This window comes from Xanthobacter sp. 91 (genome assembly GCF_000702385.1).
GTDB classification, from domain to species: Bacteria; Pseudomonadota; Alphaproteobacteria; order Rhizobiales; family Xanthobacteraceae; genus Xanthobacter; species Xanthobacter aminoxidans.
The window spans coordinates 4,150,804-4,174,239 of sequence record NZ_JNIB01000001.1 but is presented as its reverse complement, the minus strand read 5'-3'; the positions used below and the strand labels follow the sequence as shown (position 1 = coordinate 4,174,239).

General features: G+C 67.8%; 20 protein-coding genes and 1 pseudogene. 8 read left to right on the top strand and 13 right to left on the bottom strand.

Features of this window, described 5'->3' with window-relative positions:
- Window positions 1-27: 27 nt before the first annotated feature.
- Entirely contained in the window at window positions 28-417 is a 390-nt protein-coding gene (rpoZ, locus tag A37E_RS0119590; protein WP_024279425.1) for a DNA-directed RNA polymerase subunit omega, read from the bottom strand.
- A 215-nt stretch (window positions 418-632) separates the two neighbouring features.
- Between rpoZ and A37E_RS0119585 the strand changes: the two genes are divergently transcribed.
- Together A37E_RS0119585 and A37E_RS0119580 are read left to right on the top strand one after the other, a co-directional pair.
- Window positions 633-1,241: an NYN domain-containing protein gene (locus tag A37E_RS0119585; RefSeq protein WP_029558161.1), complete on the top strand. Its 609-nt coding sequence runs from the start codon at window positions 633-635 to the stop codon at window positions 1,239-1,241.
- Between the two features lie 20 nt (window positions 1,242-1,261).
- Window positions 1,262-1,918 (top strand): uracil-DNA glycosylase, encoded by a 657-nt coding sequence (locus A37E_RS0119580; RefSeq protein ID WP_029558160.1) that lies wholly within the window; start codon window positions 1,262-1,264, stop codon window positions 1,916-1,918.
- 18 nt (window positions 1,919-1,936) lie between these two features.
- Here A37E_RS0119580 and A37E_RS0119575 read toward each other — a convergent pair whose 3' ends face one another.
- From A37E_RS0119575 to dapA, 5 genes are all read right to left on the bottom strand, one after another.
- Window positions 1,937-2,509, bottom strand: a complete 573-nt coding sequence (locus tag A37E_RS0119575; RefSeq protein ID WP_029558159.1) for a peroxiredoxin — start codon at window positions 2,507-2,509, stop codon at window positions 1,937-1,939.
- Window positions 2,506-2,910, bottom strand: a complete 405-nt coding sequence (locus A37E_RS0119570) for a VOC family protein (protein WP_038193415.1) — start codon at window positions 2,908-2,910, stop codon at window positions 2,506-2,508. Before A37E_RS0119570 ends, A37E_RS0119575 begins: the two co-directional genes overlap by 4 nt.
- A 13-nt stretch (window positions 2,911-2,923) precedes the next feature.
- Entirely contained in the window at window positions 2,924-3,400 is a 477-nt protein-coding gene (gene smpB / locus A37E_RS0119565) for an SsrA-binding protein SmpB (protein WP_024279430.1), read from the bottom strand.
- A 341-nt stretch (window positions 3,401-3,741) separates the two neighbouring features.
- Complete coding sequence (locus A37E_RS0119560) at window positions 3,742-3,984, bottom strand: hypothetical protein (protein WP_029558157.1); 243 nt, start codon at window positions 3,982-3,984, stop codon at window positions 3,742-3,744.
- 24 nt (window positions 3,985-4,008) lie between these two features.
- A complete protein-coding gene (gene dapA / locus A37E_RS0119555) occupies window positions 4,009-4,899 on the bottom strand; it encodes a 4-hydroxy-tetrahydrodipicolinate synthase (protein ID WP_024279433.1) in 891 nt (296 codons plus the stop codon).
- A 381-nt stretch (window positions 4,900-5,280) separates the two neighbouring features.
- On the opposite strand from dapA, the gene A37E_RS0119550 reads away from it, so the two are divergent.
- Entirely contained in the window at window positions 5,281-7,608 is a 2,328-nt protein-coding gene (locus A37E_RS0119550) for a lytic transglycosylase domain-containing protein (RefSeq protein WP_029558156.1), read from the top strand.
- Between the two features lie 7 nt (window positions 7,609-7,615).
- On the opposite strand, the pseudogene A37E_RS27505 reads toward A37E_RS0119550, so the two are convergent.
- The 5 genes and pseudogenes from A37E_RS27505 to A37E_RS0119520 all read right to left on the bottom strand — a co-directional run.
- Window positions 7,616-7,837 (bottom strand): annotated as a pseudogene (locus A37E_RS27505) (cell envelope biogenesis protein TolA); the annotation flags it as partial.
- Window positions 7,838-8,351: 514 nt separating this feature from the next.
- Complete coding sequence (locus A37E_RS0119535; protein ID WP_156026386.1) at window positions 8,352-10,562, bottom strand: OmpA family protein; 2,211 nt, start codon at window positions 10,560-10,562, stop codon at window positions 8,352-8,354.
- A 124-nt stretch (window positions 10,563-10,686) separates the two neighbouring features.
- Window positions 10,687-12,006 carry a porin gene (locus tag A37E_RS25495; RefSeq protein WP_051679191.1) on the bottom strand — a complete coding sequence of 440 codons (1,320 nt, stop codon included), beginning with the start codon at window positions 12,004-12,006 and terminating at the stop codon, window positions 10,687-10,689.
- Between the two features lie 388 nt (window positions 12,007-12,394).
- Window positions 12,395-13,855: a porin gene (locus tag A37E_RS0119525; RefSeq protein WP_280938462.1), complete on the bottom strand. Its 1,461-nt coding sequence runs from the start codon at window positions 13,853-13,855 to the stop codon at window positions 12,395-12,397.
- A gap of 600 nt (window positions 13,856-14,455) precedes the next feature.
- On the bottom strand, window positions 14,456-15,322 hold the full coding sequence (locus A37E_RS0119520; protein ID WP_029558151.1) for a DMT family transporter: 867 nt from the start codon (window positions 15,320-15,322) through the stop codon (window positions 14,456-14,458).
- Between the two features lie 144 nt (window positions 15,323-15,466).
- Here A37E_RS0119520 and A37E_RS0119515 point away from each other — a divergent pair, with 144 nt between their 5' ends.
- Entirely contained in the window at window positions 15,467-16,834 is a 1,368-nt protein-coding gene (locus A37E_RS0119515; protein ID WP_081837850.1) for a PLP-dependent aminotransferase family protein, read from the top strand.
- An 11-nt stretch (window positions 16,835-16,845) separates the two neighbouring features.
- Here A37E_RS0119515 and A37E_RS0119510 read toward each other — a convergent pair whose 3' ends face one another.
- Window positions 16,846-17,220, bottom strand: a complete 375-nt coding sequence (locus A37E_RS0119510) for a VOC family protein (protein ID WP_029558149.1) — start codon at window positions 17,218-17,220, stop codon at window positions 16,846-16,848.
- Between the two features lie 66 nt (window positions 17,221-17,286).
- Window positions 17,287-17,982: a YafY family protein gene (locus A37E_RS0119505; protein ID WP_029558148.1), complete on the bottom strand. Its 696-nt coding sequence runs from the start codon at window positions 17,980-17,982 to the stop codon at window positions 17,287-17,289.
- Window positions 17,983-18,265: 283 nt separating this feature from the next.
- Here A37E_RS0119505 and A37E_RS0119500 point away from each other — a divergent pair, with 283 nt between their 5' ends.
- Genes A37E_RS0119500 through A37E_RS0119485 form a run of 4 tightly spaced genes read left to right on the top strand, consistent with a single transcriptional unit; the run spans window position 18,266 to window position 23,424 of the window.
- Window positions 18,266-19,906 (top strand): ABC transporter substrate-binding protein, encoded by a 1,641-nt coding sequence (locus tag A37E_RS0119500; RefSeq protein ID WP_029558147.1) that lies wholly within the window; start codon window positions 18,266-18,268, stop codon window positions 19,904-19,906.
- A 4-nt stretch (window positions 19,907-19,910) separates the two neighbouring features.
- A complete protein-coding gene (locus A37E_RS0119495; protein ID WP_029558145.1) occupies window positions 19,911-20,942 on the top strand; it encodes an ABC transporter permease in 1,032 nt (343 codons plus the stop codon).
- Complete coding sequence (locus A37E_RS0119490; protein WP_029558144.1) at window positions 20,939-21,784, top strand: ABC transporter permease; 846 nt, start codon at window positions 20,939-20,941, stop codon at window positions 21,782-21,784. The genes A37E_RS0119495 and A37E_RS0119490 overlap by 4 nt, the downstream gene beginning before the upstream one ends.
- Window positions 21,781-23,424, top strand: coding sequence for an ABC transporter ATP-binding protein (locus A37E_RS0119485; RefSeq protein ID WP_029558143.1), 1,644 nt, complete (start codon window positions 21,781-21,783; stop codon window positions 23,422-23,424). Before A37E_RS0119490 ends, A37E_RS0119485 begins: the two co-directional genes overlap by 4 nt.
- Window positions 23,425-23,436 lie beyond the last annotated feature (12 nt).

Sequence of the window (23,436 nt, the reverse complement as noted above, 5' to 3'; positions counted from 1 at the left end):
ACGCTGGGTCCGTCGCCGAAGCGGCGATCAGCCCTCGTCGTCGTCGTTGTGCTCGGGCGGCACGAGGCCCTGGAGGCCGGCGAGCAGCTCTTCCTCGGTCATGCGGTCGAGCATGACATCGCTGTCCTCGCCACCGGAGCTGTCGCTGGACGCGATGAGCGGCACGGCCTCGGGCTCGGGCTCATCCACCTCGGTGTACTTCTGCAGCGAGTGGATGAGGTCTTCCTTGAGATCCTCGGGGCTCACGGTCTCGTCGGCGATCTCGCGCAGGGCGACGACAGGGTTCTTGTCGTTATCCCGGTCGATGGTGATCTGCTGGCCGGACGAGATCATGCGCGCGCGGTGGGCGGCGAGCAGAACCAGCTCGAACCGGTTGTCCACCTTGTCGATGCAGTCTTCTACGGTGACACGGGCCATCGGCTCGTCACTCCCTTATGCGCGATGCGCACAGAATACAGGCCTTGAGAAGAGGGCGTCGATACAGCAATTCGGCCAAAGGGGCAACCCCGCCGGCCAAGCGCCGCGCCTTTTTCGCTTGCCTTGAACGGTTCTTCGTCGGAGAAAGGCGACAGGACGACGTGGTTTGCAGCCGTTCCCGTTCTGCCCTTCCCATTCCATCGGCGGACCTTTGTATGCAGGGCCAGGAAAAGATCGCTCTTCTCATTGATGGCGCCAACCTTTATTCCGCGACCAAGGCGTTGGGCTTCGATATCGACTACAAGCGGCTCCTCAAGGAGTTCCAGAGCCGCGGATACCTCCTTCGCGCGTTCTACTACACGACGCTGATCGAGGATCAGGAATATTCCTCCATCCGGCCGCTGCTCGATTGGCTGGACTACAACGGCTATTCGGTGGTCACCAAGCTTGCCCGCGAGTTCACGGACGCGCAGGGCCGGCGTCGCGTGCGCGGCAACATGGACATCGAGATCGCCGTGGACGCCATGGAGCTCGCCGAGCACGTGGACCACATCGTGCTGTTCTCCGGCGACGGCGACTTCCGCTCGCTGGTGGAGGCGCTGCAGCGCAAGGGTGTGCGGGTCTCGGTGGTCTCCACCATCTCCACCCAGCCGCCGCTGATCGCGGATGACCTGCGCCGTCAGGCGGACGTCTTCATCGATCTGGTGGACCTCCAGCCCAAGATCGGCCGCGACCCGTCCGAGCGGCAGGGCCGGATGCAGGAGACGCCCCGCTTCCTCGAGCGGCGCAGCGCCACGACCGCGGCCGGCGACGGCAACGACTGACGCCGCCGGTGTCCGCCAAGATGGCTGCCAAAACAGCCGCCGCTCCCCCGGCCTCCGAGCCGGGGCGCGACTGCCCGCTGTGCCCGCGCCTCGTGGACTTCCGCGAGGAATGGCGGGCGAATGAACCCGCATGGCACAATGCGCCCGTGCCCGCATTCGGGCCGGTCGACGCGCCGCTGCTGATCGTCGGCCTCGCGCCGGGCCTGCGGGGCGCCAATCGCACGGGCCGCCCGTTCACCGGCGACTATGCCGGCGATCTGCTCTACGCGACGCTGATCGAATATGGCTTCGCGCGTGGCCCCTATGCGGCGCACCCGGAAGATGGCCTGACCCTCACCGGCGCGCGCATCGTCAATGCCGTGCGCTGCGTGCCGCCCCAGAACAAGCCGACGCCCGAGGAAATCCGCACCTGCCGGCCCTTCCTCTCCGCCGCCATGGCCGAAATGCCGGCGCTCCGGGCCATCGTCACGCTGGGCAAGATCGCCCACGATTCGACCCTTGCCGCGCTCGGCCAGAAGGCCTCGCGGCTCAAGTTCGGCCACGGCGTTTCGGACGAGGTGGGCAGCGTGCGGTTGTTCGCGAGCTACCACTGCTCGCGCTACAACACGAACACCGGCGTGCTGACGCCCGAGATGTTCCGCTCCGTCTTTTCCGCCGTCCGCGCGAATCTGGGCTGAGCTGCCCGGGCTGAGCGCTCAGCCCTGCCGCCCCCGGCGCAAATGGGCCAGCACGTCCGCCGCGTTCCGGTCCGGCGGGAACACCGGATAGAAGACGTGGCTGATGGCGCCCTCCTCGATGATGAGGGTGATGCGCTTCAGCAGCTTCGCGCCCTCCACCTCGAAGGTCGGCAGGCGGATGGCCGTCGTCAGCTCATGCCGATGATCGGACAGCAGCGGGAACGGCAAATGGAGTCGCTCCACCGCCTCGCGCTGATAGTCGCTGTCCTGCAGCGACAGGCCGAACACATGCTCCACGCCGGCGTCGCGCAGATCGGCGAAGTGGTCGCGGAAGGCGCAGGATTGGGGCGTGCAGCCGCGCGCGCCGGGAATGGCGTCCCAGCCCTCCGGCAAGGGCTGGCCGGGCACGCCCGTACGCGGATAGGCATAGACCACCGTCAGGCCGGAAAGGCCGGACAGATCGATGTGCCGGCCGTCCGTCGCGGGAAGGTTGATGATGGGCAGTTCCAGCCCCGGCAGGTGCGCGGCGAGGCCGTCATCTTCCGGCGACGGGAGGTCATCGGGCAGGCTGGTGTAGCCGGAAGTGCTCATGACGCGTCCCCCTGAGAGGTTTCGTAGGAGATGAATTCGAGCAGCGACCCGTCCGGATCGCGGAAATAGACGCTGGTGCCGTGGCCACGGGCGCCGAAGCGACGCACCGGGCCGAGTTCGGGCGTGATGCCATGGGCGGCGAGGTGCGCCACGGCCTCCGCGATCGGGCCATCCCAGCGGAAGCACAGATCGGAATTGCCCGGCTGCACCGGCAGACGCGCCACAGGCACCGGATCGACGCCCGGCCCATGCAGGTTCAGCTGGCGGTCCCCGAAGCGGTAGGCGAAGCCCGTGCCCACCGTCACCACCTCCGCGCCGAGGACGGCCGCATAGAAGGCGTTGGAGCGGGCGAAATCGCTCACATGGACGACGCAATGGTCGAAGGCGATCTTGCCCGGCATGACGCCCCTTCCCTCACCCGCGCTCGCGCATCAGGCGCGCCTTGTCGCGCGCCCAGTCGCGTTCCTTGGAGGCCTCGCGCTTGTCGTGCGCCTTGCGGCCCTTGGCCAGCGCCAGCTCCACCTTGGCGCGACCGCGATCGTTGAAATAGATCTTGGTCGCCACCACCGTCATGCCCTCGCGCTCCACGGCCTGCCCGAGCTTGGCGATCTGCCGCTTGTGCAGCAGCAGCTTCCGCGGCCTGCGGGTCTCGTGGTTGAAGCGGTTGGCTTCCAGATATTCGGGGATATAGGCGTTGTAGAGCCACATCTCGCCCTCCTTCTGGGCGGCGTAGCTCTCGCCGATGGTCGCCTTGCCGTTGCGCAGGCTCTTCACCTCGGTGCCGGTGAGGGAGATGCCGGCCTCGAACGTCTCGCCCAGCTCGAAATCGAAGCGGGCGCGCCGGTTGTCGGCGGCGATCTTGCGGGGGGCTTCGGTCTTCTTGGATGTCATGATGGGGGAATGTGGTCGCAGCGCACCGCCGAAGCAAGCGGCTAGGGAATGGGCAGCCAGCCGTCAGGGGCGTCGGCGAGCGGTGTGGTAGATGCCGAGCACGGTGAGAAGGTCTTCCGCTGGTTCGATACAATAGACGATGACGTAAGGCCGCTGGCGGACAACCCATTCGCGGGTGCGATCTACCTCTCCACGCCGTCCGACGTTGGGAGCGATCTGCAACAACGTAACCGCTTTTCGGATATCGCCCAGGACTCGGGAGGCCGCAGCGGGATTATCCGCTGCGATGAAACTGTGAATCTCGTCGAGATGACGCAGCGCGGGTGCCGCAAACCGGACCCTCACAGCCCGAAGCGAGCCCACACGGCAGCCATCTCCTGCTCACTGACAAATTCCATCGTGCCCGCCTCGATGGCGCGGAGCGTCGCCTCGATCTGCGTCACCTGCTCCGGCGTCAGCCGGTAGTTCGCGGCGTCGTCATCCTGCTCGTGCGCGAGAGCGAGAAGCAGGGCCGCGGCGCGGTCCTGCTCGGCGTCGGGCAGCTTGCGGATTTCCGCTATGGCTTCATCCAGCAACTTGGTCATGGGCGAAGCATAGCAGATGCCGCCTCAGTTGATGAGGCCGGCCTGCACCATGGCGCTGCGCACCACGGCGCGGGTGGTCTCGGAAACCGGCACCATGGGGAGGCGCGCCTCCTCGCTCATCTTGCCGAGGAGCGAGAGGGCATACTTGGTGGGCGCCGGGTTGGTCTCCACGAACAGCGCCGTGTGCAGCGGCATCAGCTTGTCCTGGATCGCCAGCGCCGCCTTGAAGTCGCCCGCGAGGCAGGCCAGCTGGAACTCCGAGCACAGGCGCGGCGCGACGTTGGAGGCAACCGAGATGCAGCCGTGGCCGCCATGGGCCATGAAGCCGAGGGCGGTCGCATCCTCGCCCGAGAGCTGGATGAAGTCCGGCCCCAGCACCTGCCGCTGCAGTGACACGCGGGTCATGGAAGCGGTGGCGTCCTTCACGCCGGCGATGTTCTTGATCTCGAACAGCCGGGCCATGGTCTCGACCGACATGTCGATCACCGAGCGGCTCGGGATGTTGTAGATGAAGATCGGCAGGTCCACGGCGTCGGCGATCGCCTTGAAGTGGCGATAGAGGCCTTCCTGCGTGGGCTTGTTGTAGTAGGGCGTCACCACGAGGAGCGCGTCGGCGCCGACCTTCTGGGCGTGCTCGGCCAGCGCGACCGCCTCGGCGGTGTTGTTGGAACCCGCGCCGGCCATGACCGGAACGCGGCCGGCGGCCTGCTCCACGGTCCATTCCACCACGCGGTTGTGCTCCTCATGGGAGACGGTGGGGCTTTCGCCCGTGGTGCCGACCGGGACGAGACCGTGCGTCCCCTCGGATATCTGCCAGTCCACGAAGGCACGGAACGCCTTCTCGTCCAGCGCGCCGTCGCGGAACGGAGTGACGAGGGCGGTGAACGAGCCGCGGAAACGGGACGCAGACGGGATGGGCGACATGGCGAACGCCTTGGGTTCCTGGGAGCTTGTGGTTGGCCGGGACCTGCCGCGAACGACCGGCCCGGCGCCGCGCCGGCTCGGGAGAGCGGCGGGTGCGGACCTTGACCCTTATCCTTTTGCCGCCCGGCCGGAAAGGGGGATGCGCTGCTACGATCGTTGCCATGAGGGCAAAATGCCCTTCGGGAATGGTAGCAAACTGCCGCAAGGGGGTAGCCTGCGGCAGATTTGCCCCGGAACAACCGCCAAGGTCCCGAAAGCCGTGGTTTCGCCCGGTTTTCGGACTTCATTGAGGTTAGGGTTTCGTCAACGCCGGTGGCCGAACATGCGGGTGGGGGAATACGCCACCACAGCCCGCGCCCGCGAGGAAGCTTCATGTCGTCTGTCTCGAGCCTGATGTCCGTGAGCGCGCTTGCGCTCGCCCTCGCCTGGAGCGGGGCGATGCCGGCGGTCGCGGAATCCGCGCCGACACCCCCGGCCAAGCCGTCCGCGTCCGCCTCCAAGGATTCGAAGTCGACCGACGCCAAGTCGAAGGATGCCCACGCCAAGGACGCGAAATCCAAGGACAGCAAGGCGGCTGATTCCAAGGCCAAGGATGCCAAGGCGAAGGACGCCAAGGCCAAGGACACGAAGTCCAAGGACGCGAAGTCGTCCACGCCGGCCAAGCCCGCTACGGCCGCGAAGCCCGCGGCGAGCAAGAGCGCGTCCACCAAACCGTCCGCCGGCAAACCCACTGCGGCACGCGTCGCGCCCACTGTGCATCAGCCTGCGCCGACGGTCGGCGCGTCGTCCAGCATCCCCGGCGGCGATCTCGCCGCGTTGAAGGTCGCGGTGAACGCCGCCCGCAACGGACGCGCCGCCGAGGCCATGGGGGCGGCCCAGCAGCTCGACGATCCGGTGGCGCGCACGCTGGTGACGTGGCTCGTCATCCGGCACGCGCCGAACGATCTCGGCTTCAACGCCATCAACGAATTCATCCAGGAAAAGCCAGGCTGGCCCACGCAGTCCACCCTGCGCCGTCGCGCCGAGCGCGTGCTGTTCCAGGAAAACAAGGACCCGGCGAAGGCGCAGGCGTTCTTCGCCGATCAGGCGCCCCTGTCCGGCGAGGGCAAGGTGGCGCTCGCCCGCTATCTCGTCTCCATCGGCAAAAGGCAGGATGCGGCCGAGTGGGTGCGCGACGCCTGGCGCAACGACGAGCTGAACGAGCTCTTCGAGAGCAAGATCATCGACGAGTTCTCCGGCTTCCTCACCCGCGCCGATCACAAGCTGAGGGCCGACCACTTCAGCTACAAGCCGGACACGGACCGCGCCCTGCGCGCCGCCGCGCGCGCCGGCAGCGATATCGTGGCGCTCACCAAGGCGCGCATGGCGATCGCACGCAAGGAGGCGAACGGCGAGAAGCTGCTCGGCCTCGTGCCGTTCACGCTGTCGAGCGACCCCGCCTATCTGTTCGCCAAGTCCCAGCTGCTGCGCCGGGCCGACAAGCCTCAGGAAGCGGCGCGGGCCCTGCTCGCCGGCTCCAGCTCCGATCAGGTGCTGGCCGACCCGGACGAATGGTGGATCGAACGCCGCCTCGTCGCGCGTGAGCTGCTCGATGCCGGCGATTTCCAGACCGCCTACAAGGTCGCCGCCACCGGCGTGCCGCCGCAGGCTGACAATTATCGCGCCGAGCAGCAATGGACCGCCGGCTGGATCGCCCTGCGCTTCCTGAAGGACCCGAGCCGGGCCGCCCAGCATTTCGCCAAGGTCGATGACGACCAGAAGCATCCCATCACGCTGTCGCGCGCCTATTACTGGCAGGCCCGCGCGGCGGAGGCGATGGGTGATCGTGGCCGGGCCAATGCCGGCTATCAGGCGGCGGCCAAATTCCCGGCGACCTATTACGGCCAGCTCTCGCGCACCAAGCTCGGCATGGCCCCTGTCGTGCTGCGCGGCGCGCCCTCCCCGTCCTTCGGCGCGCGCGACACCTTCGCCCGCCTGGAGCCGGTGAAGGCGATCCGGATGCTCTATGCCGTGGGCGCGCGCGACATCCCGCTGACCATCTATTACGACCTCGCCTGGCGGATGGAGGATTCGAGCCAGCTCGCCATGCTCGCGACCCTCGCCGAATCCAACAACGATCCGCGCGGCGCGCTGGTGGTGGGCAAAGAGGGGCTCGCCGAGGGCCATCCGCTGGAGGCTGAGGCCTTCCCGACGTTCGGCCTGCCCAACTACAGCCCCATCGGCGACCCGGTGGACAAGGCGGCGGTCTATGCCATCGCCCGGCAGGAGAGCCAGTTCAACCCGGCGACCTATTCCAGCGCCAAGGCGATGGGCCTGATGCAGGTCACACCGGAGGCGGGACGGCAGGTGGCCAAGGTCACGGGCGTTTCCTATGACGAGCGCCGGCTGATGAGCGACCAGTCCTACAATGTGCAGTTCGGCGCCGCCGAGCTGGGCGAGCTGGTGGCGCAATATGGCGGCAACTACGTGCTGGCCTTCGCCGCCTATAACGCGGGCCGCGGCAGCGTCGCCAAGTGGATCGCCCGCTACGGCGACCCGCGCGACCCGGACGTGGACGTGGTGGACTGGGTGGAGTGCATCCCCTTCTCCGAGACCCGCAACTATGTGCAGCGGGTGATGGAGAACTACCAAGTCTACAAGGTGCGCTTCAACATCCCGAGCAAGCTCCAGATGGAAGCCGATCTGCGCGGCGGGCGCTGAGCCCGGCTCACCGCCGCCGACGCGGCGGCGGTGCTCCACCCTCGAGGATGGCTTTCGCCTGCCCCATCCAGTCCTCGCGCTCGATGCGGCCGGGGAAGGCGAGATAGCTGCCGACCCAGGCGGCCTCTTCCGGCGTCCATGAGGCGATCTGCCGAAGATGGAAGATGCCGATCTCGTTGAGCCGCTGCTCGTTCTGCGGACCGATGCCCTTCAATTGCTTGAGATCGTCCGCCCCCTCGCCCTCCGGCGCGTCGAGGGCGGGCGGGCGCACCCCCGGCAGGCTCTCCGGCGGCCGTCGCCGGGCGCGTGGGGCGGGGCGGATCGGCGACTGCGTGGCCGGAGGCGGCGGCTCGTTTTCCTCCTCTTCATCCAGAGGCGGCACCGCATTCATGTCGGCGATGCCGAGCCGCGCGAACAGGTCCTGCTGGGGCGAGGGCGCGGGCTCGACCAGGACAGGCGGTTCCGGCTGGGGCTGAGGCGCGGCAGGACTGGACGGACGCTCCACGACGGCGGGAGGTGGCAGGACTTCGGCCTGCACCGGTGGTTCGGCTGGACGGTGCTTGCGGCCGAGGCGATAGCCGACCGCCAGCGCGGCAGCGAAGACGAGGGTGAGGAGCAGGGCCACCTCGATGGCAAAGGCGGTCATGGCCGGCTCCCCCCATTCCGCCCCAGCGCGTAGCCGGTGGCGAGGCCGATCGCGGCCGCGCCGATCACGTAAGGCCAAAGCGCGATGGCGAGATAGATCATGGCGCGCGCTCCTTCACCTCGATCTCGATGCGCCGGTTGAGCGCCCTGCCCGCCTCGGTGTCGTTCGGCGCCACCGGCTGGCCGGAGCCGAGCCCTGCCGCCATCAGCCGGTCGGAGGCTATGCCTTCCGCGGCAAGGGCCGCGACCACAGCCTTCGCCCGCGCCTCCGACAGACGCAGATTGGCCGCTCCATCGCCGACGCCGTCCGTATGGCCGGACACACGCACCAGACTGTCCGGGCATCGCTTCAACACGGCCGCAATACGATCCACGAGGCCACGGCTCAGGGCATCGATGTCCGCAGTGGCGCCGACGAAACGGACCGTTCCCCGCGACAGCAGCTCGCCGACCAGCCGGCCGCATTCCGCGACGCTCACCGGCGGGGCGGGCGGGGCGAGCTGGAGTGCCGTCTCGATCACGAACGGCGGCCGGGCCGCGCGCTTGAGCGCGGCCTCCACCTCTCCGCCCACGGTTGCGTCGAGCACCGTTCCGCTCAGGCGCATCTGTGCATCGGCGACGCTCAATTCGCCGGAGGAAAGACGGGACAGTTGCGCGAGCCCGGCGAGCACCGCATCGCGGAAGCCGGACGGCGCTCCGCCGCCGACCGCCGATACGTCATTGACCTTTTCGCGCAGGAAATCACGCTCCAGCGCGGTCTTGATGGCGACGTGGGCCGCCTCGTCCGGATAGAAGCCGGAGACCGTGAGTTCGCCGGCCTCCCGCCGCACCGAGAAGACATAAGGCGAGATGGACGGCGGCCGCACGCCCCTGGCATCGACCGTGACGCCGGCCGGCGGCGTGCGTACCGCCTGCACCACGGCGAGATAGCCCGCGGAATCGGCCGCCTCGCCCGACAGCACCATCCGCGTGCCCGTCACCTCGGCCGAGCCGGCATGCATCCGGGCGAGCTGGGCGACGGCAAAGCTGGCGGCGCTCGCCCACACCTCGGGCGCCGGGCCGCCGGAGGCGAGTTGCAGATCGTCGGCGACCGGCATGCCCTGAAAGCCCGAACGCGCGGCATCCAGCAGCAGGCGGCGGGCCTCTTCGGACGGCGCGAAGCCGGAAAGCTGCACCTGCTCGGGGTTGCGCTCGATCTGCCATGTAAACGGGGAGGCGCGCGGCGGCTCGACCGCGAAGCGCACGATCTGGAAGCCCTCGGGCGGCTGCCGGCGCAGCGTGAGGAGGATGTCGAAGGAGGTGAAACTGGGCGCGACGCCCTCGATCGAAAGGGTCGAATCGGAGAGCGTCACCCGGCCCTCCGGAAGCTGGGCCAGGGCCGAGCCGGCAAAGCGCACCGCCCGCATCCAGAGTTCCGCGCTCGGCGCGCCGTCGGCGAGCAAAGTGTCGTCCTTGATGCCGATGCCCGGCACGGTCGAGGACAAAGCCTTCGCCACTTCGGCCCGCGCCTCGGCCGAGGGAACGTAGCCGCTGAGCCGCAGCACCGTGCCATCGCGCACCGCCGACCACAGGAACGGGGCGGCGACCGGCGGGCGCACCTCGAAGCGCGCGAGCACCATGCCGCCGGGCAGCGGGCCGTGCAGGGTCTGGGCCAGTTCGTCATAGCTCGCGAGGTCGCGCGCCCGCCCCTCCAGCGCAATCGCGCCATCCGACAGGGTGAGCCGACCGGACGGGAGGCGCTTCAGCTGGCCAAGCCCGAAGATGACCAGCGCGGCGAAATCACCGGGCGGGGCGCCGCGGGCCCGCACCAGCCGGTTCTGTCCTGTGACCTGGTCCCCGCCGCTGCGGGCCGCCGCGACGATCCGCACCAGGCCATCGGCGGAGGGAACGTAGCCATCAACCGCGATCGCGCGTCCGTCTTTCACCGCGCTGAAGGTGAAGGGGTGCCGCTCCGGCAGCAGAGTGGTTGCGTCACGCACCACGCGGACGCCGAACAGGCCTTCCAGCGAGGCGCGCACCTTGGTCCGCGCCTCCTCGGCGAGGGCCTCGCCCTCCAAGGTGGCATCGCGGCCCTGAAAGCGGGCCGAAGCCCAGGATTCGCCGGTCCGCGCGAGCACATCCCGCGCCGCCGAATCGAGGTCGGCCTGGATAGGCCCGCGGCCGAACAGGATGGCGAAGACCGTGAGCGTGGCCAGGGCTGCGAGGCCGGCCGCCAGAGGCCACAGGCGTCGCCAGATCCCGCCCCGGCGCGGCTGGACCTGCCGGGGCCCGTCCTCGCCCGCTCTTTTCACCTCGCCTTGCCGCACCACGCACACCCCGCTGTCCGCCCCGCTCTCGGGAGCCGGAAGGGGACTTCAGCATAATTCGCCGTCGCACCGGAAGCCTCGCGGGCGAAGACGGCATTAGAGGGGCGAGGCTGCGTGCCGGACGCCCTCAGAAATCGCGGGAGATGAACAGCAGCACCTGTTGCGCCCCCACCGAAGATTGCGCCGGCGAGAAGGGCGTTAGCCTGTAGTTCGTCGCGGCATTGGAATTGTAATCATATTGCAGGGCAATGGTGAATTGCTTCACGGGCGTGAAGGCCAGGTAGCCGCCGACATTGAGGTTCGTGCCACCGGATGCGCCGTACGAGGCCTGCACGCCAGTATTGTTGAAGTCGTAGGCTGCATAGCCTCCGAAAAGGGCCGAACTCCAATGCTCGTTCCAATTGTGCAGGAACGAGGCCGTGGCGCTCCAGCCGGACACCTTGTGCACCTCGCCGAAGGCACCGAGGAAGGCGTCCGGCGGGTCGTAGGCCCCGGATGGATCCTGCAGCCCCAGATAAGAGGTGGCGCCCTTCGCGTATGCCGCCTGGAGATAGAGCGTGTCGCCCTCGCCGAACGCGGGCAGGTTGAACATGGCGCCCGCCTGAAGCGCATAGCCCCAGCCGCCGTTCACCGTGGCGAGGGGCGTATCCAGCGTGGTCGCGCTGACCTGATGCAAGGCGCCGGACAGCTGGAGGGTGCCCCACGACGCCTGTGATTTCAGGTTGGCCACCACGTCCGGAGCCCCTACCCCGGCCTGGAAGTCAGCCGGGCCGAAGAGGCTGGGGCTGCGGGCAAGAATGCCGCTCTGGCGGTCCGCCGCGTCTTCCAGGGCGAGGGTCGTGCTGAGGCTCCGCGAGAGCTCGTAGGTGTAGGCGATCAGGTTCAGGCGGGTATCGTCGCCAATGGTGGCGGCGTCGGTGCCGAACACGTTGGCGTTGCCGTAGAAATCGAAGACGGACTGGGTGTGGCCGACGGTGAAGCCGGCGAACTGCACGTAGATGTCGCGCAGGTCGAGCTGGGCGGATTTGTTCCCGGTCGGTGTGTTCGGGCCATCGGACCAAGGGTCAGACGTGCGCCACTGGTAGCGGGTTTCGAAATAGCTTCGAACGACACCATATTCCGTGTCGGTACGGGTATCGATGATGAGGGCGCCCGTGGCGATCGAATACGCCTTGTCGTAATTCGGCGGGAAGGCGGAATAGGTGTTGTAATAACCCTCGACCCAAAGGTATCCGCCAATGCGCAGGCAGGTGTCTGTGCCCGGAATGAAGAAAAACCCCGGCCCCTGTGCCGTGCACGCCCTCACGCGGCCGTCGGTTGCAGGCGGCGAGGGCAAGTCCGCGGCCGCCGCCTGCCCCTGCGCCCAACCGGCCACGATCCCGCCGACCGCTCCGAGAAGGATCAGGCAGGGGAGACGGCGCATTACGATGGCGCGGGCGACCGGCATCGACCCCTCTCGCGGTACTCACAAGCGGCCAGCAGCAGGCTCAACGTGCGCAGACGCGCAGATCCGCCATTGCCACCTCTAGATGGCACTCACGGAACAACTCTCGCGGTCCGCGCTGGAAGCAGCAAAATGAAAACGCCGCGCCGCGATCCGCTCATCGCTCAAGCGCAGCATAACGTGAAGTAGATTCGAGCGATGCCGAAATCGTGCGGGCGCCAGAACTTGGTGGCGCGGCTGGCAAATCGACGCGCACTGTAGGGCGCGACCTGGTCTCGAATGAAAGTCGTACTGGCTCACGAAGACGAAAAACTCCTGCAGGGTGCAGGAGTGCAGACAAAGAAAAACCCCGGTGGTTGCCCACCGGGGTTCTTCGTCCGATCGCGAAGGATCAGAAGTTGCGCTGCACGCGGATGCCGCCCGACACGATGTCGGTGGAGCCGCCAACCAGCGAACCCTGGGGATTGCCGGCAGCGTTGACCGAAGCGTAGTTGTTGAGCGGCACGGAACCGTCAACCTTGGTGTACAGAATTTCCGCGCCGATATCGAGGTTCTTAACAGGCGACCAGATGGTGTTGAAACCCACCTGCCACATGTTGAAGTCCTGGGCGGCGACGATGTTGGTCGGCACCGAGTAGGACAGGTAGCCAGCGTAGATCGCCGACCGCAGGCCGGGGGTCCAGTAGTGGCGGAACTGGCCCTGGATGGCCCAGCCGGTGGTGAGGGTGGGCTGACCGAAGAGGTCGGCCACGGCGTCAGCCACGGTGTAGAAGGCGCCCGACGGGATCAGCGAGCCACCAACCTGGGTCAGGCTGATGGAGCCGACCGAGGTGGAACGACCCTGCGCGGTGCCGGACAGGCCGATGTAGTAGGACGCAGCGCCCTGCTCGTAGTTGGCCTGCAGGTAGAGGCTGTCGCCGGCGGCAAGCATGGGGAGCTTGAACTCGGCGCTGCCGCCGAGAGCCCAGCCCCACTGGCTCGTGGTGCCCATGCCCGGGTAGAAGCCGGCATAGAGCGGCAGCGAGGTCACGACCTGATGCAGAGCACCAGACAGCTGAACCGTACCCCAGGAGCCATCATAGCGCAGGTTCGCGACGATGTCGGGAGCCTGCTGACCGCCCTGGTAGTTGGTGTAGGTCAGGCCGGTCGCGCCGGTCGTGACATTGAACACCGGCTGGAAGGTCGAGCCGGTCATCTGCACGCCGGTCGTACGGTTCGCGGCGTCTTCAACCGACAGGGTCGCCGAGAAGCCGTTGCCGAACTGCGCGGTGTAGGCCAGCACGGTGTTCCACATGTTCGAACCCGCATACGGGGTGGTCAGCATGTAGCCGACGCCCGTGTCGAAGAACGACTGGGTGTAACCGAACGTGAAGCCCGAGAACTGGATGAACGCGCGCTCGAAGTAGAGGTTGTTCGCCGGACCGACGCCAGCGCCCGAAGACGAGTTCCACTCGGCGCCGAAGCGCACGTAGGAGCGGAGCGTGCCGTAATCGGTCTGGGTGCGGGCGTCGAAGTCGACGACGCCGCGGACGCGGGTCAGGTAATCCGGATCATCACCATCCTTGAAGGGATAGGCGAAAGTGCCGACGCCGGGACCGTTGAAGTAGGTGCCGGCGTTGGAGGAGATGGCCGGGTTGAAGGTGCCGACGGCGTTCACATAAGTATCGAAGCGGGCGTAGCCGCCGATCTTGATGCAGGTGTCGGTGCCGGGGATGTAGAAGTAGCCCGCGCCGTAGGCAGAGCAGACCTTCACGTATTCAACCGGCTTTGCCTTGACAGGCAGGTCGGCGGCCTGGGCTCCAGCGACCGCGACGAGACCCGCCGCGCTGCCGAGGAGAAGGCTCTTCACCATCTTCATCGTGACCTCCAAGTTTGGTTCCGAGGGAGCGAGTTCCGCTTCGCCGGTGCGGCTGCACCCCGAGAGGGTTCTTGCCCCGATTCCCATTCCGCGTTCAGACCCCCCGAACGCGGACCGGTCGACCGGGGACTGCCCCCCTTCGTCGCAAAGCCAACATACAAAAGGCCAACCTGTGATCAATCCAAACCACGCCGTTCACGGCCTCGCGAGGGTGCTTTTCCAGCGGGTGTTGCAGGAATGGCACGCTGGGTGATGGCTTACCTCGATACCGAACCACAGACTAGGGGCTGTGGGGGATGATTAGGGTTAAGCCATTGATAAAAATTGTGTATTTTTGCAACACCCGACTCTACGACGTGCTTGAACTGGACCATTGAGGCCGCCCGTTCTCTCCGGCGGGGAAACCCACCATGGTGCCGCCGTCTTGGACCGCCGAGCCGGCTCCGGACCCTCGCGCGGCCCCGGTCGTGGTGACGATGCAAGGGACCGGTGCGCTGCGATTGCGGCGACCGTTTTCGCCGCCGCACCATACCGTGCAAGGGTTTCCCTTATGGCAGCCCGGCTCGAATCGCGACGCCCGGTTCGCCCAGCCCTTCAGCGGTGGGCGAAGTGCCGGGCGCCGGCCACGCACAGCACCACCACACCGGTGGCGGCGAGCATGGGCCACGCGATGCTCTCCCCCAGTATCGCGGCCGCCAGCATCAGCCCGAGGAAGGGCTGCAGCAGCTGCAACTGCCCGACCCCGGCGATTCCGCCCAGTGCGAGGCCGCGATACCAGAAGACGAATCCCACCAGCATGCTGAACACCGAGACGTAGGCGAGGCCCGCCCATGCCGGCAGCCCGATTCCCGCCCAGCGGTCGGGACGGACCGTCAGGGCGATCGCCGCCATGAACGGCAATGCCAACAGCAGCGCCCATGAGATGACCTGCCAGCCGCCCAGGCGCCGCGACAGCGTCGCGCCCTCGGCATAGCCGAGCCCGCAGAGCACGACGGCGCCGATCATCAGCAGGTCTCCCGACAGGGAACCGTCCGCACTGCGTGACAGGGCAAAGCCCGCCACGGTCGCCGCTCCGACGCAGGAGAACAGCCAGAACGCCGGCTTCGGACGCTCGCCGCCGCGGAGCACGCCGAAGATGGCGGTCGCGAGCGGCAGCAGGCCGATGAAGACGATGGAGTGCGCCGCCATGATGTGCTGCAGCGCCAGTCCGGTAAGCAGCGGAAACCCGACCACCACGCCGACGGCGACGATGGCGAGAGAGAGAAGGTCGCCCGCGGCCGGCCGCACCTGGCGATGTGCCGCCAGAAATACCCCGGCGATGAGCGCGGCGATGACGGCGCGCGCGGAGGTGAGGAAGAGCGGCGAGAAGTCGGCGACGGCGAGCCGCGTCGCCGGCAACGAGCCACTGAAGATGACGACGCCGAGAAATCCACTGCCCCAGCCGGCTGCATTGCGTTCCATGGTGCCTCGCTTTCGCGGCCCGCGATACGCCTGCGCCGGTGGCGGAGACAGCCACACTCACATACAATTCTGCCAAACTGTATGAGTCCACGGAGCCAAACAGTGGCCTTGCCAAAGCTCGCCACGACGCGCACCGAGGCCCTGATGGCGGAGATTTGGCGCCGCATCGCAGGCGGCGCCCTTACGCCCGGCGACCGGCTGCCGTCGGTCCGCCGCTTCGCCACGGCGATGGGCGTCTCTCCTTCCACGGTGGTGGAGGCCTATGACCGGCTGGAAGCGGAAGGTGTCATCCGCGCGCGCCGAGGCTCGGGCTTCTACGTGACGGGCGCGGGCCTGCCACCGCGCGATCCGCCGCTGATGGCGCTGGGCCAGGCGGATGCGCCGCGCGCGCCCGATATCGACCCCTTCTGGGTGTCGAAGCAGTCGCTCGATGCCGGGCCGTCCGTGCTCAAGCCCGGCTGCGGCTGGCTGCCGGACGACTGGATGCCCGTCGCCGCCCTGCGGAAAGGTCTGCGAACGCTCGCCCGCGCAGACGGCGCGCTGCTTACGGAATATGGCAGCACGCGCGGCCCGCTGGCGTTGCGCCGGCTGCTGCTCGGGCGGTTCGCCGAGGAGGGCATCGGTGCAACGCTCGACCAGGTGATGCTCACCGGTTCGGGCACGCAGGCCATCGATCTCGTCTGCCGGCTGCTGCTGCGGCCGGGCGATGCCGTGCTGGTGGACGACCCCTGCTATTTCAATTTCCATGCGCTGCTGCGTGCCCACTCCGTCCGCGTCATCGGCGTGCCCATGACGCCCGCGGGGCCGGATCTTGCCGCCTTCGAGCAGGTCCTCGCGGAAGAATCGCCCCGCCTCTACATCACCAACTCCGCGCTCCAGAATCCGACCGGCGCCACCCTCTCCCCCCAGACGGCCCACCGTGTCCTGACCCTCGCGCAGGCGCGCGGACTCACCATCGTAGAAGACGACATCTTCGCTGATTTCGAGCCGGCCCCCTCCCCCCGCCTCGCCATCCTCGACGGGCTGAGCCGGGTGATCCGCATCGGTAGCTTCTCCAAGACCCTCTCCTCGGCCATCCGCTGCGGCTACATCGCGGCACGGCCGGAATGGATCGAGGCGTTGAGCGACCTGCAGATTGCCACCAGCTTTGGCGCCGTCAGTCCCGTGGCGGGCGAGCTGGTGGCGGGCATCCTGACCGGCGGCGGCTATCGCAAGCACATGGAGGAGGTGCGTCACCGCCTGACGCGCGCCCGGCTGGCGGCGGCCGAACAACTCGGCCGGCTCGGCATTGTCCCGTGGCTGATGCCGCGTGGCGGCTTCTATCTCTGGTGCCGCCTGCCGGAGGGGCTTGAGTCCGCGATGATCGCGGCACGCTGCCGGGGAGAAGGGGTGATCCTCGCCCCCGGCAACGTCTTCAGCGTGGCCCAGACCGCCGGTGCCTTCCTGCGCTTCAACGTAGCGCAGATGAGCGATCCGCGTGTTCTCGCGGCGCTGGCACGGGCCATGGGGTGAGCCGGGCGCGCCTACATCTCCTCGTTCAGGGCATAGACGCGCAGACGGTGCCCGTCCGGATCGAGCGCGACGAAGCTTCGGCCAAATTCGAGGTCGATGGGCGGCAGCGCGATCGCCGCGCCCCTGGCCAGCCATTCGGCGTGCCTCGCATCGACCGCTTCGGGCGCATCCACCTTGAAGCCGATTTCACAGCCTCCGCCGGCGGCGATCGGCGCAGGCGTCACGCCGCTACGTCCCCACAGGCCCAGGCCCAGGCCGGACGGAAGGATGAACATGGCGAAGGTCGGGCTCGCCTCGACGGGCTGCGTTCCAAGGAGCGTCGCGTAGAAGGCGGCGCTCGCCGACGCATCGGCGACGTAAAGGAGAATGTTGTTCTTGCTGGCCATTTGCGGGTTCCTGTCGTGATGGACAGGCGAGACCCTAGTGTTCACCACTGCCAGATTCCGGCAGCATCACGCGTCCGGGCGGTCCTTTTTCTGCGCGATCCGCCATTGCTTCAACAGCGCCTGACGGCGCGCGGGATAGCGCTCCTCCAGCAGGTCCGCGATGGCAATGCGGTCGGTGCGGAAGGAGCGGAAGTCCTGGCGCAGCTCGCACCACCCCAGCAGCACGCGCACATGGTCGAAGAAGGCCAGCGCGAACGGCCAGACGACACGCTGCGACGGCGCACCCGAGCCGTCGCGATAGGACATCGACAGCTTGCGTTCCGTCCTGATCGCCTTTCGCAGAACCGCAGGATCGATTGCATCGGCTGGAATATCCGCACCCGGGGCGATCAGCAGGGACGACGCGTCCAGTTCGTCCCGCAGGTCAGGCGGCAGCACGGCGGCGATGCGCGCCAGCGCGCTCAGGGCCGCATCGCGCAGGTGGCCGTCCGCCCGCTCCGCCACCCAGCGGGAGCCGAGGACGAGCGCCTCGATCTCCTCGGTAGAAAACATCAGCGGCGGCAGGAAGAAGCCCGGCTTCAGGACATAGCCGACGCCAGGCTCTCCCTCGATGGTCGCGCCCTGCGCCTGGAGGCTGGCGATGTCGCGGTAGAGGGTGCGGATGCTGACGCCGACCTCATCCGCCAGAACCCTGCCGCTCACCGGGCGACGATGGCGCCGCAAAGCGTGGAGGAGGTCAAGGAGGCGTTCCGAACGGGACATGCCCGCAAGTCTACACTGACGACTGCTGCCAGAAAGTGGCAGGTTGGCCATGCCGGCCCCAACGCGCAAAGGGTTGTGGATCCGCCATCAAATTTCACAATGGCCGAGGGCATTTTTGTGCCGAGGGTCCATCGCTGGCTCACGGCATCGGCCAATCTGGCACATTCTTTTGAGCCAATTCTGGACCTATCGATTAGCCGTAGAGCTGTCATGGTCTGAGCCAGAAAAAGATCCGAACGTCGAATGACGTCGAACCTTCCTTCCGACCAGAGGGGTCTGGACCATGAGTTTCGATCGCTTCGCCTTCACCAGAAGGCAGGGCCTGAAAGCCGTACTCGCGTCCGCAGCCGGAGGAGCCCTGGGTGCGTTCGGGCGTCTTGATGCCGCGCAGGCACAGACCCGCGCCGAGACCCTGCGCCATGTGCTCGCCGGCACGGTGAACACCCTGGACCCGACCACGCCGGGCGCCACGCGCGAATCCTTCGGCCTCTCCACCGCCGTGTATGATCGCCTGGCCTCCTATGGCCGCAAGCAGGTCAACGGCTCCTGGGTCTTCGACTTCGACAACATCCGCGGCGAGCTGGCGGAGAAGATCGACCGCTCGGCCGACGGGCGCACCTTCACCTTCCACCTGCGCAAGGGTGCCACCTGGCACGATGGCGCACCGGTCACGGCCGAGGACGTGAAATGGTCGCTTGATCGGGCCGTTTCGGCCAAGTCCCTCGCGGCGGGGCAGATCGCCACCGGCTCGCTGACGAAGCCGGAGCAGTTCAAGGTGGTCGGCGAGGGTGTGGTCGAGGTCTCCCTCGACCGGCCCGACCGGCTCGCGCTCGCCAATCTCGCGGTGCCGCTCTCGCCCATGTTCAACAGCACGCTGGCGCGTCGCAACGCCACTGCGGATGATCCGTGGGCGCAGAACTGGCTCAAGGAAAACACCGCCGGCGGCGGCGCCTACATGGTGGAGCAGTACAAGTCTGGCCAGCAGACCATCCTGAAGCGCAACGAGGCGTGGAAGAACGGTGCCGGCGGCGCGCTGCCCTACTTCAAGCGGGTGATCGCCCAGACCGTCCCGGAAGCCGCCACCCGCGCGAACCTTCTTGAGCGCGGCGACGCGGACATCGCCATCGACCTGCAGTCCAGCGACATCAGCGCGCTGGAGGCCCGCGGCAAGATCAAGCTGGTGGCGACGCCGCAGATCAACGGCTTCACCGCCATCGTGTTCAACACGCGCATGGCGCCGTTCGACAATCCCAAGGTGCGGGCCGCGGTCGCGGCGGCGCTTCCCTACGAGGCCATGTTCGAGGCCGCGCTGTTCCGCCGGGGCCGCCCCCTGTTCGGCGCCACGTGGACCGACGCGCCGAACGGCGCCTTCCCCCAGCCCCTGCCCTTCAGGACCGACGCCGCCAAGGCCAAGGCACTGCTGGCGGAAGCCGGCTTCCCTGACGGGTTCAAGACCACCTTCTCGTTCTCGGCGGGCGTCGCCGCCGTCGCCGAGCCCATGGCCACGCTGATCCGTGAAGCCCTCGGAGCCATCGGCGTGGATGTCTCCATCCAGAAGCTGCCCCCCGCCCAGATGGCCAGCATGGAAGTGGAGCGGCGGGTGCCGTTCTTCATTTCGGCGGGGACGGCCTGGCTGCCGGCGCCGGACTATTTCCTGCGCAACTATTTCACCGGCGACCACCGCTGGAACTTCAGCGGCTTCTCCAACCCGAAGCTGGACGCGCTGGCCCAGGCCGCGCGCTTCGAGGCCGACGCGGCCGCCTATGAGGCGACCTGTCGCCAGATGGTCGACATCGTGGCCCGCGACGTGCCCATGATCATGGTCTGGCAGCCCAACCAGGACGCGGTGATGGCGCCGGTCATCGACGGCTACACCTACTGGTTCCATGGGCAGGTGGATTACCGAGACCTGCGCAGGGCCTGAGGGCATGTCCACGCTGCTCAACATCGGTCGCAGGGTGGGGAGGCATCTTCTCGCCTCCCTGCCGGCGCTCTTCGGGGTGGTCCTGTTCACCTTCCTGCTGATGCGCGTGCTGCCGGGTGACCCGGCGGCGTTCTTCGCCTCCGGGCCGAATGCCGGACAGGCCGAGATGGCCCAGATCCGCGAGACGATGGGCCTCGACCGGCCCATTCCCGAGCAGTTCCTGCGCTATGTGGGCGATCTGGCCCGCGGCAATCTCGGCCAGTCCATGACCACCGGCCAGCCGGTGATGGCCGATCTCGCCGAGCGCATGCCCGCCTCGCTGGAGCTGACGCTGTTTGCGCTGGTGCTGGCTTTGGCGCTGGCGCTTCCGCTCGGCATCGTCGCGGCGCTGCGGCCGAACTCGCTCATCGATCACGGGGTGCGCTTCCTCTGCACCCTCGGCGTGTGCGTGCCGACCTTCGTCACCGGCCTGCTGCTGATCTACGTCTTCTACTATCTGCTCGGCCTCGCGCCGGACCCGACGGGGCGCATCGATATCTTCGCGGCCCCGCCGCCGGGGATCACCGGCTTTCTGCTGGTCGACTTCCTCCTGGTGGGGGATCTGGCGGGCTGGAAGGCGGCCTTCGGGCAGTTGATCCTGCCGGCCTGCACCATGGCACTTTTCGTCCTTGCGCCGCTGGCGCGCATGACACGGGCCTCGCTGCTGGCGGTGCTCGGCTCGGACTTCATCCGCACCGCGCGCTCGGTGGGCATGTCGGACTGGCGGGTGGTCGTGGTCTATGCGCTCAGGAACGCCCTGCTGCCGGTGCTGACCATCATCGGCATCGTCTTTTCCACCATGCTCGGCGCCAACGTGCTGGTCGAAAAAGTGTTTTCCTGGCCTGGCATCGGCTCCTACGCGCTCGACGCGCTGCTGGCCTCGGACTATGCGCCGGTGCAGGGCTTCGTGCTGCTCATCGCGGTCATCTTCGTGATGGTCAATCTCACCATCGATGTCCTCTACGGCATCGTCGATCCGCGGATCTCCCTGAAATGAGCGCCACGCTTCGCCATGCCGGATGGGTGCTGCGCGGCAACCCGGTGACGGCCGGCGCGGCGGCGGGCGCCCTGATGCTCGTCACCATCGCCATCCTCGCGCCGTGGATCACCCCTTATGATCCAATTGCCTCCAACGTCCCCGCCGCGCTCCAGCCGCCCTCCGCCGCCCATTGGGCGGGCACCGACCAATTGGGCCGTGACATCTTCAGCCGCCTGATCGCCGCCACGCGGCTCGATCTCGGCATCGCCGTCTCCGCGGTGCTCCTGTCGTTCGTGGCAGGTGCCACCATCGGCGCCCTGTGCGGCTATGCCGGCGGCCGCATCGACCGGTATGTCGGGCGTCTGGTGGACGTTCTGATGGCCTTTCCCCTGTTCGTCCTGGCCATGGCGCTGGTGGCCGCGCTCGGCAACCGGGTGGAGAACATCGTCATCGCCACCGCCCTCATCAACCTGCCCTTCTACATCCGCTTCGCCCGCGCCGAGGTGAACGTGCGCCGCCATGCCGGCTGGGTGGAGGCCGCCCGTGCCGGCGGAGAAAGCCACGTCACCATCGTGCTCGCCTATCTGCTGCCCAACATCCTGCCGGCCATGGCGGTGCAGATATCGCTCAATCTCGGCTGGGCCATCCTGAACGCGGCGGGCCTGTCCTTCCTCGGCCTCGGCGTGCAGGCCCCCACCCCGGAATGGGGGATCATGGTGGCCGAAGGCGCCCGCTTCATCGGCAACGGCCAATGGTGGCTGGTGGCCTTTCCCGGTCTTGCGCTGATGCTGGCCGTGCTGTGCTTCAACCTGCTCGGTGACGGCCTGCGCGACATCCTCGATCCGAGGATGCGCACGTGAGCGGCCCCCTCCTCGACATCCAGAACCTGCACGTCGCCTTCAGCACCCGCGAGGGACTGGTGGAAGCGGTGCGCGGCATCGACCTCACGCTCGCGCCGGGCGGCACGCTCGCGGTGGTGGGCGAGAGCGGCTCTGGCAAATCGGTCACCGCCTATGCGGTGACGCAGCTCCTGGATCGGGCCGCGCGCATCCCCAAGGGGCGCATCCTGTTCCGGGGCGAGGACATCACCCGCGCCGATCCGGCGCGCATGAAGGCCCTGCGCGGGGCCGCCATCTCCATGGTGTTCCAGAGCCCGCGCACGGCCCTCAACCCCATCCGCTCCATCGGCCTGCAGGTCATGGACGCGATCGCCGCCCATGAAAACCTGCCCAGGGCGGTGCTGCGGGCCCGCGCGCTGGAGCTGCTGGAAGCGGTACGCATCCGCGATGCGGACAAGCGGTTCGACGCCTATCCGGCGGAGCTGTCGGGGGGCATGTGCCAGCGGGTGATGATCGCCATGGCCATCGCCTGCAACCCCTCCCTGCTCATCGCCGACGAGCCCACCACGGGCCTCGACGTCACCACCCAGAAGACGGTGATGGATCTCATCGCCGGGCTCACCGCGGAGCGCGGCATGGCGCTCATCCTCATCACCCACGATCTGGGGCTGGCCGCCAGCTATTGTCGGGATGTGATGGTGATGCAGCAGGGCCGCGTGGTGGAAGCCGCCCCCGCCGTCGACATCTTCCGACATCCGTCCCATCCCTATACCCGCAGGCTGGTGGCCGCCTCCCCCACGCCGACCTCCACCGTCGAAGAACTGGTGGGCGAAGCACCACGCGCCCCGCGCGCGACCCCGAGGGACCCCCGCGAGGCGCGGGTGCTGCTCGATGTCTCGAACATCGTGAAGCGCTTCGACAGCACGCTGGCGGTGGAGGATGTCTCCCTCACCCTGAAAGCCGGCGAGAGCCTTGGCCTGGTGGGCGAATCCGGCTCGGGCAAGAGCACCCTGTCGCGCATCGTCTGCCGCCTCGCCGATGCGGACGGCGGACGGATCATGTTCGATGGGGTGGACATCGGCGCCATCCCTCTGCGGACGTTCCACGAATCCCCCTGGCGGCGCGAGATCCAGATCGTGTTCCAGGACCCGCACGAGAGCCTCAATCCCCGCTTCACCGCCTTCGAATGCATCGCCCGGCCGGTGCGGCGCCTCGCCAAGCTCACCGACGCCGCGCAGGTGAAGCGGCGGGTGGAGGAGGTGGCCGAACGCTGCGGCCTGTCGCGCGACCTGCTGACGCGCTTTCCCCATCAGCTGTCCGGCGGCCAGAAGGCCCGCATCGGCATCGCCCGCGCCATTGCGGTTGAGCCGCGCCTCTTGGTGCTGGACGAGCCCACGGCGGCCCTCGACGTTTCCGTTCAGGCGGTGGTGCTGAAACTGCTCGACGATCTGCGGCATGACGAAGGGCTCTCGTTCCTCTTCGTCAGCCACGACCTCAACGTGGTGCGGATGATGTGCGAGCGCACCATCGTCATGCGTCACGGGCGCATCGTTGAAGAGGGGGAAAGCCACGCCCTCTTCCGCAATCCGCAGGCCGCCTACACCCGCGACCTGCTCGGCGCCATCCCCCATTTCGAACCCGTGCAGACCGCCACCGCCTGAGGCCGTGGCGAG

Coding starts and splice junctions, on each gene's coding strand:
- A37E_RS0119520 (WP_029558151.1), bottom strand. CDS start 15,322: ATGGAACGCAATGCAGCCGGCTGGGGCAGTGGATTTCTCGGCGTCGTC.
- A37E_RS0119550 (WP_029558156.1), top strand. CDS start 5,281: ATGTCGTCTGTCTCGAGCCTGATGTCCGTGAGCGCGCTTGCGCTCGCC.
- A37E_RS0119515 (WP_081837850.1), top strand. CDS start 15,467: ATGGCGGAGATTTGGCGCCGCATCGCAGGCGGCGCCCTTACGCCCGGC.
- A37E_RS25495 (WP_051679191.1), bottom strand. CDS start 12,006: ATGCCGGTCGCCCGCGCCATCGTAATGCGCCGTCTCCCCTGCCTGATC.
- A37E_RS0119570 (WP_038193415.1), bottom strand. CDS start 2,910: ATGCCGGGCAAGATCGCCTTCGACCATTGCGTCGTCCATGTGAGCGAT.
- A37E_RS0119575 (WP_029558159.1), bottom strand. CDS start 2,509: ATGAGCACTTCCGGCTACACCAGCCTGCCCGATGACCTCCCGTCGCCG.
- A37E_RS0119495 (WP_029558145.1), top strand. CDS start 19,911: ATGTCCACGCTGCTCAACATCGGTCGCAGGGTGGGGAGGCATCTTCTC.
- A37E_RS0119505 (WP_029558148.1), bottom strand. CDS start 17,982: ATGTCCCGTTCGGAACGCCTCCTTGACCTCCTCCACGCTTTGCGGCGC.
- A37E_RS0119560 (WP_029558157.1), bottom strand. CDS start 3,984: ATGACCAAGTTGCTGGATGAAGCCATAGCGGAAATCCGCAAGCTGCCC.
- A37E_RS0119580 (WP_029558160.1), top strand. CDS start 1,262: ATGGCTGCCAAAACAGCCGCCGCTCCCCCGGCCTCCGAGCCGGGGCGC.
- smpB (WP_024279430.1), bottom strand. CDS start 3,400: ATGACATCCAAGAAGACCGAAGCCCCCCGCAAGATCGCCGCCGACAAC.
- A37E_RS0119510 (WP_029558149.1), bottom strand. CDS start 17,220: ATGGCCAGCAAGAACAACATTCTCCTTTACGTCGCCGATGCGTCGGCG.
- A37E_RS0119500 (WP_029558147.1), top strand. CDS start 18,266: ATGAGTTTCGATCGCTTCGCCTTCACCAGAAGGCAGGGCCTGAAAGCC.
- A37E_RS0119490 (WP_029558144.1), top strand. CDS start 20,939: ATGAGCGCCACGCTTCGCCATGCCGGATGGGTGCTGCGCGGCAACCCG.
- A37E_RS0119525 (WP_280938462.1), bottom strand. CDS start 13,855: ATGGTGAAGAGCCTTCTCCTCGGCAGCGCGGCGGGTCTCGTCGCGGTC.
- A37E_RS0119585 (WP_029558161.1), top strand. CDS start 633: ATGCAGGGCCAGGAAAAGATCGCTCTTCTCATTGATGGCGCCAACCTT.
- rpoZ (WP_024279425.1), bottom strand. CDS start 417: ATGGCCCGTGTCACCGTAGAAGACTGCATCGACAAGGTGGACAACCGG.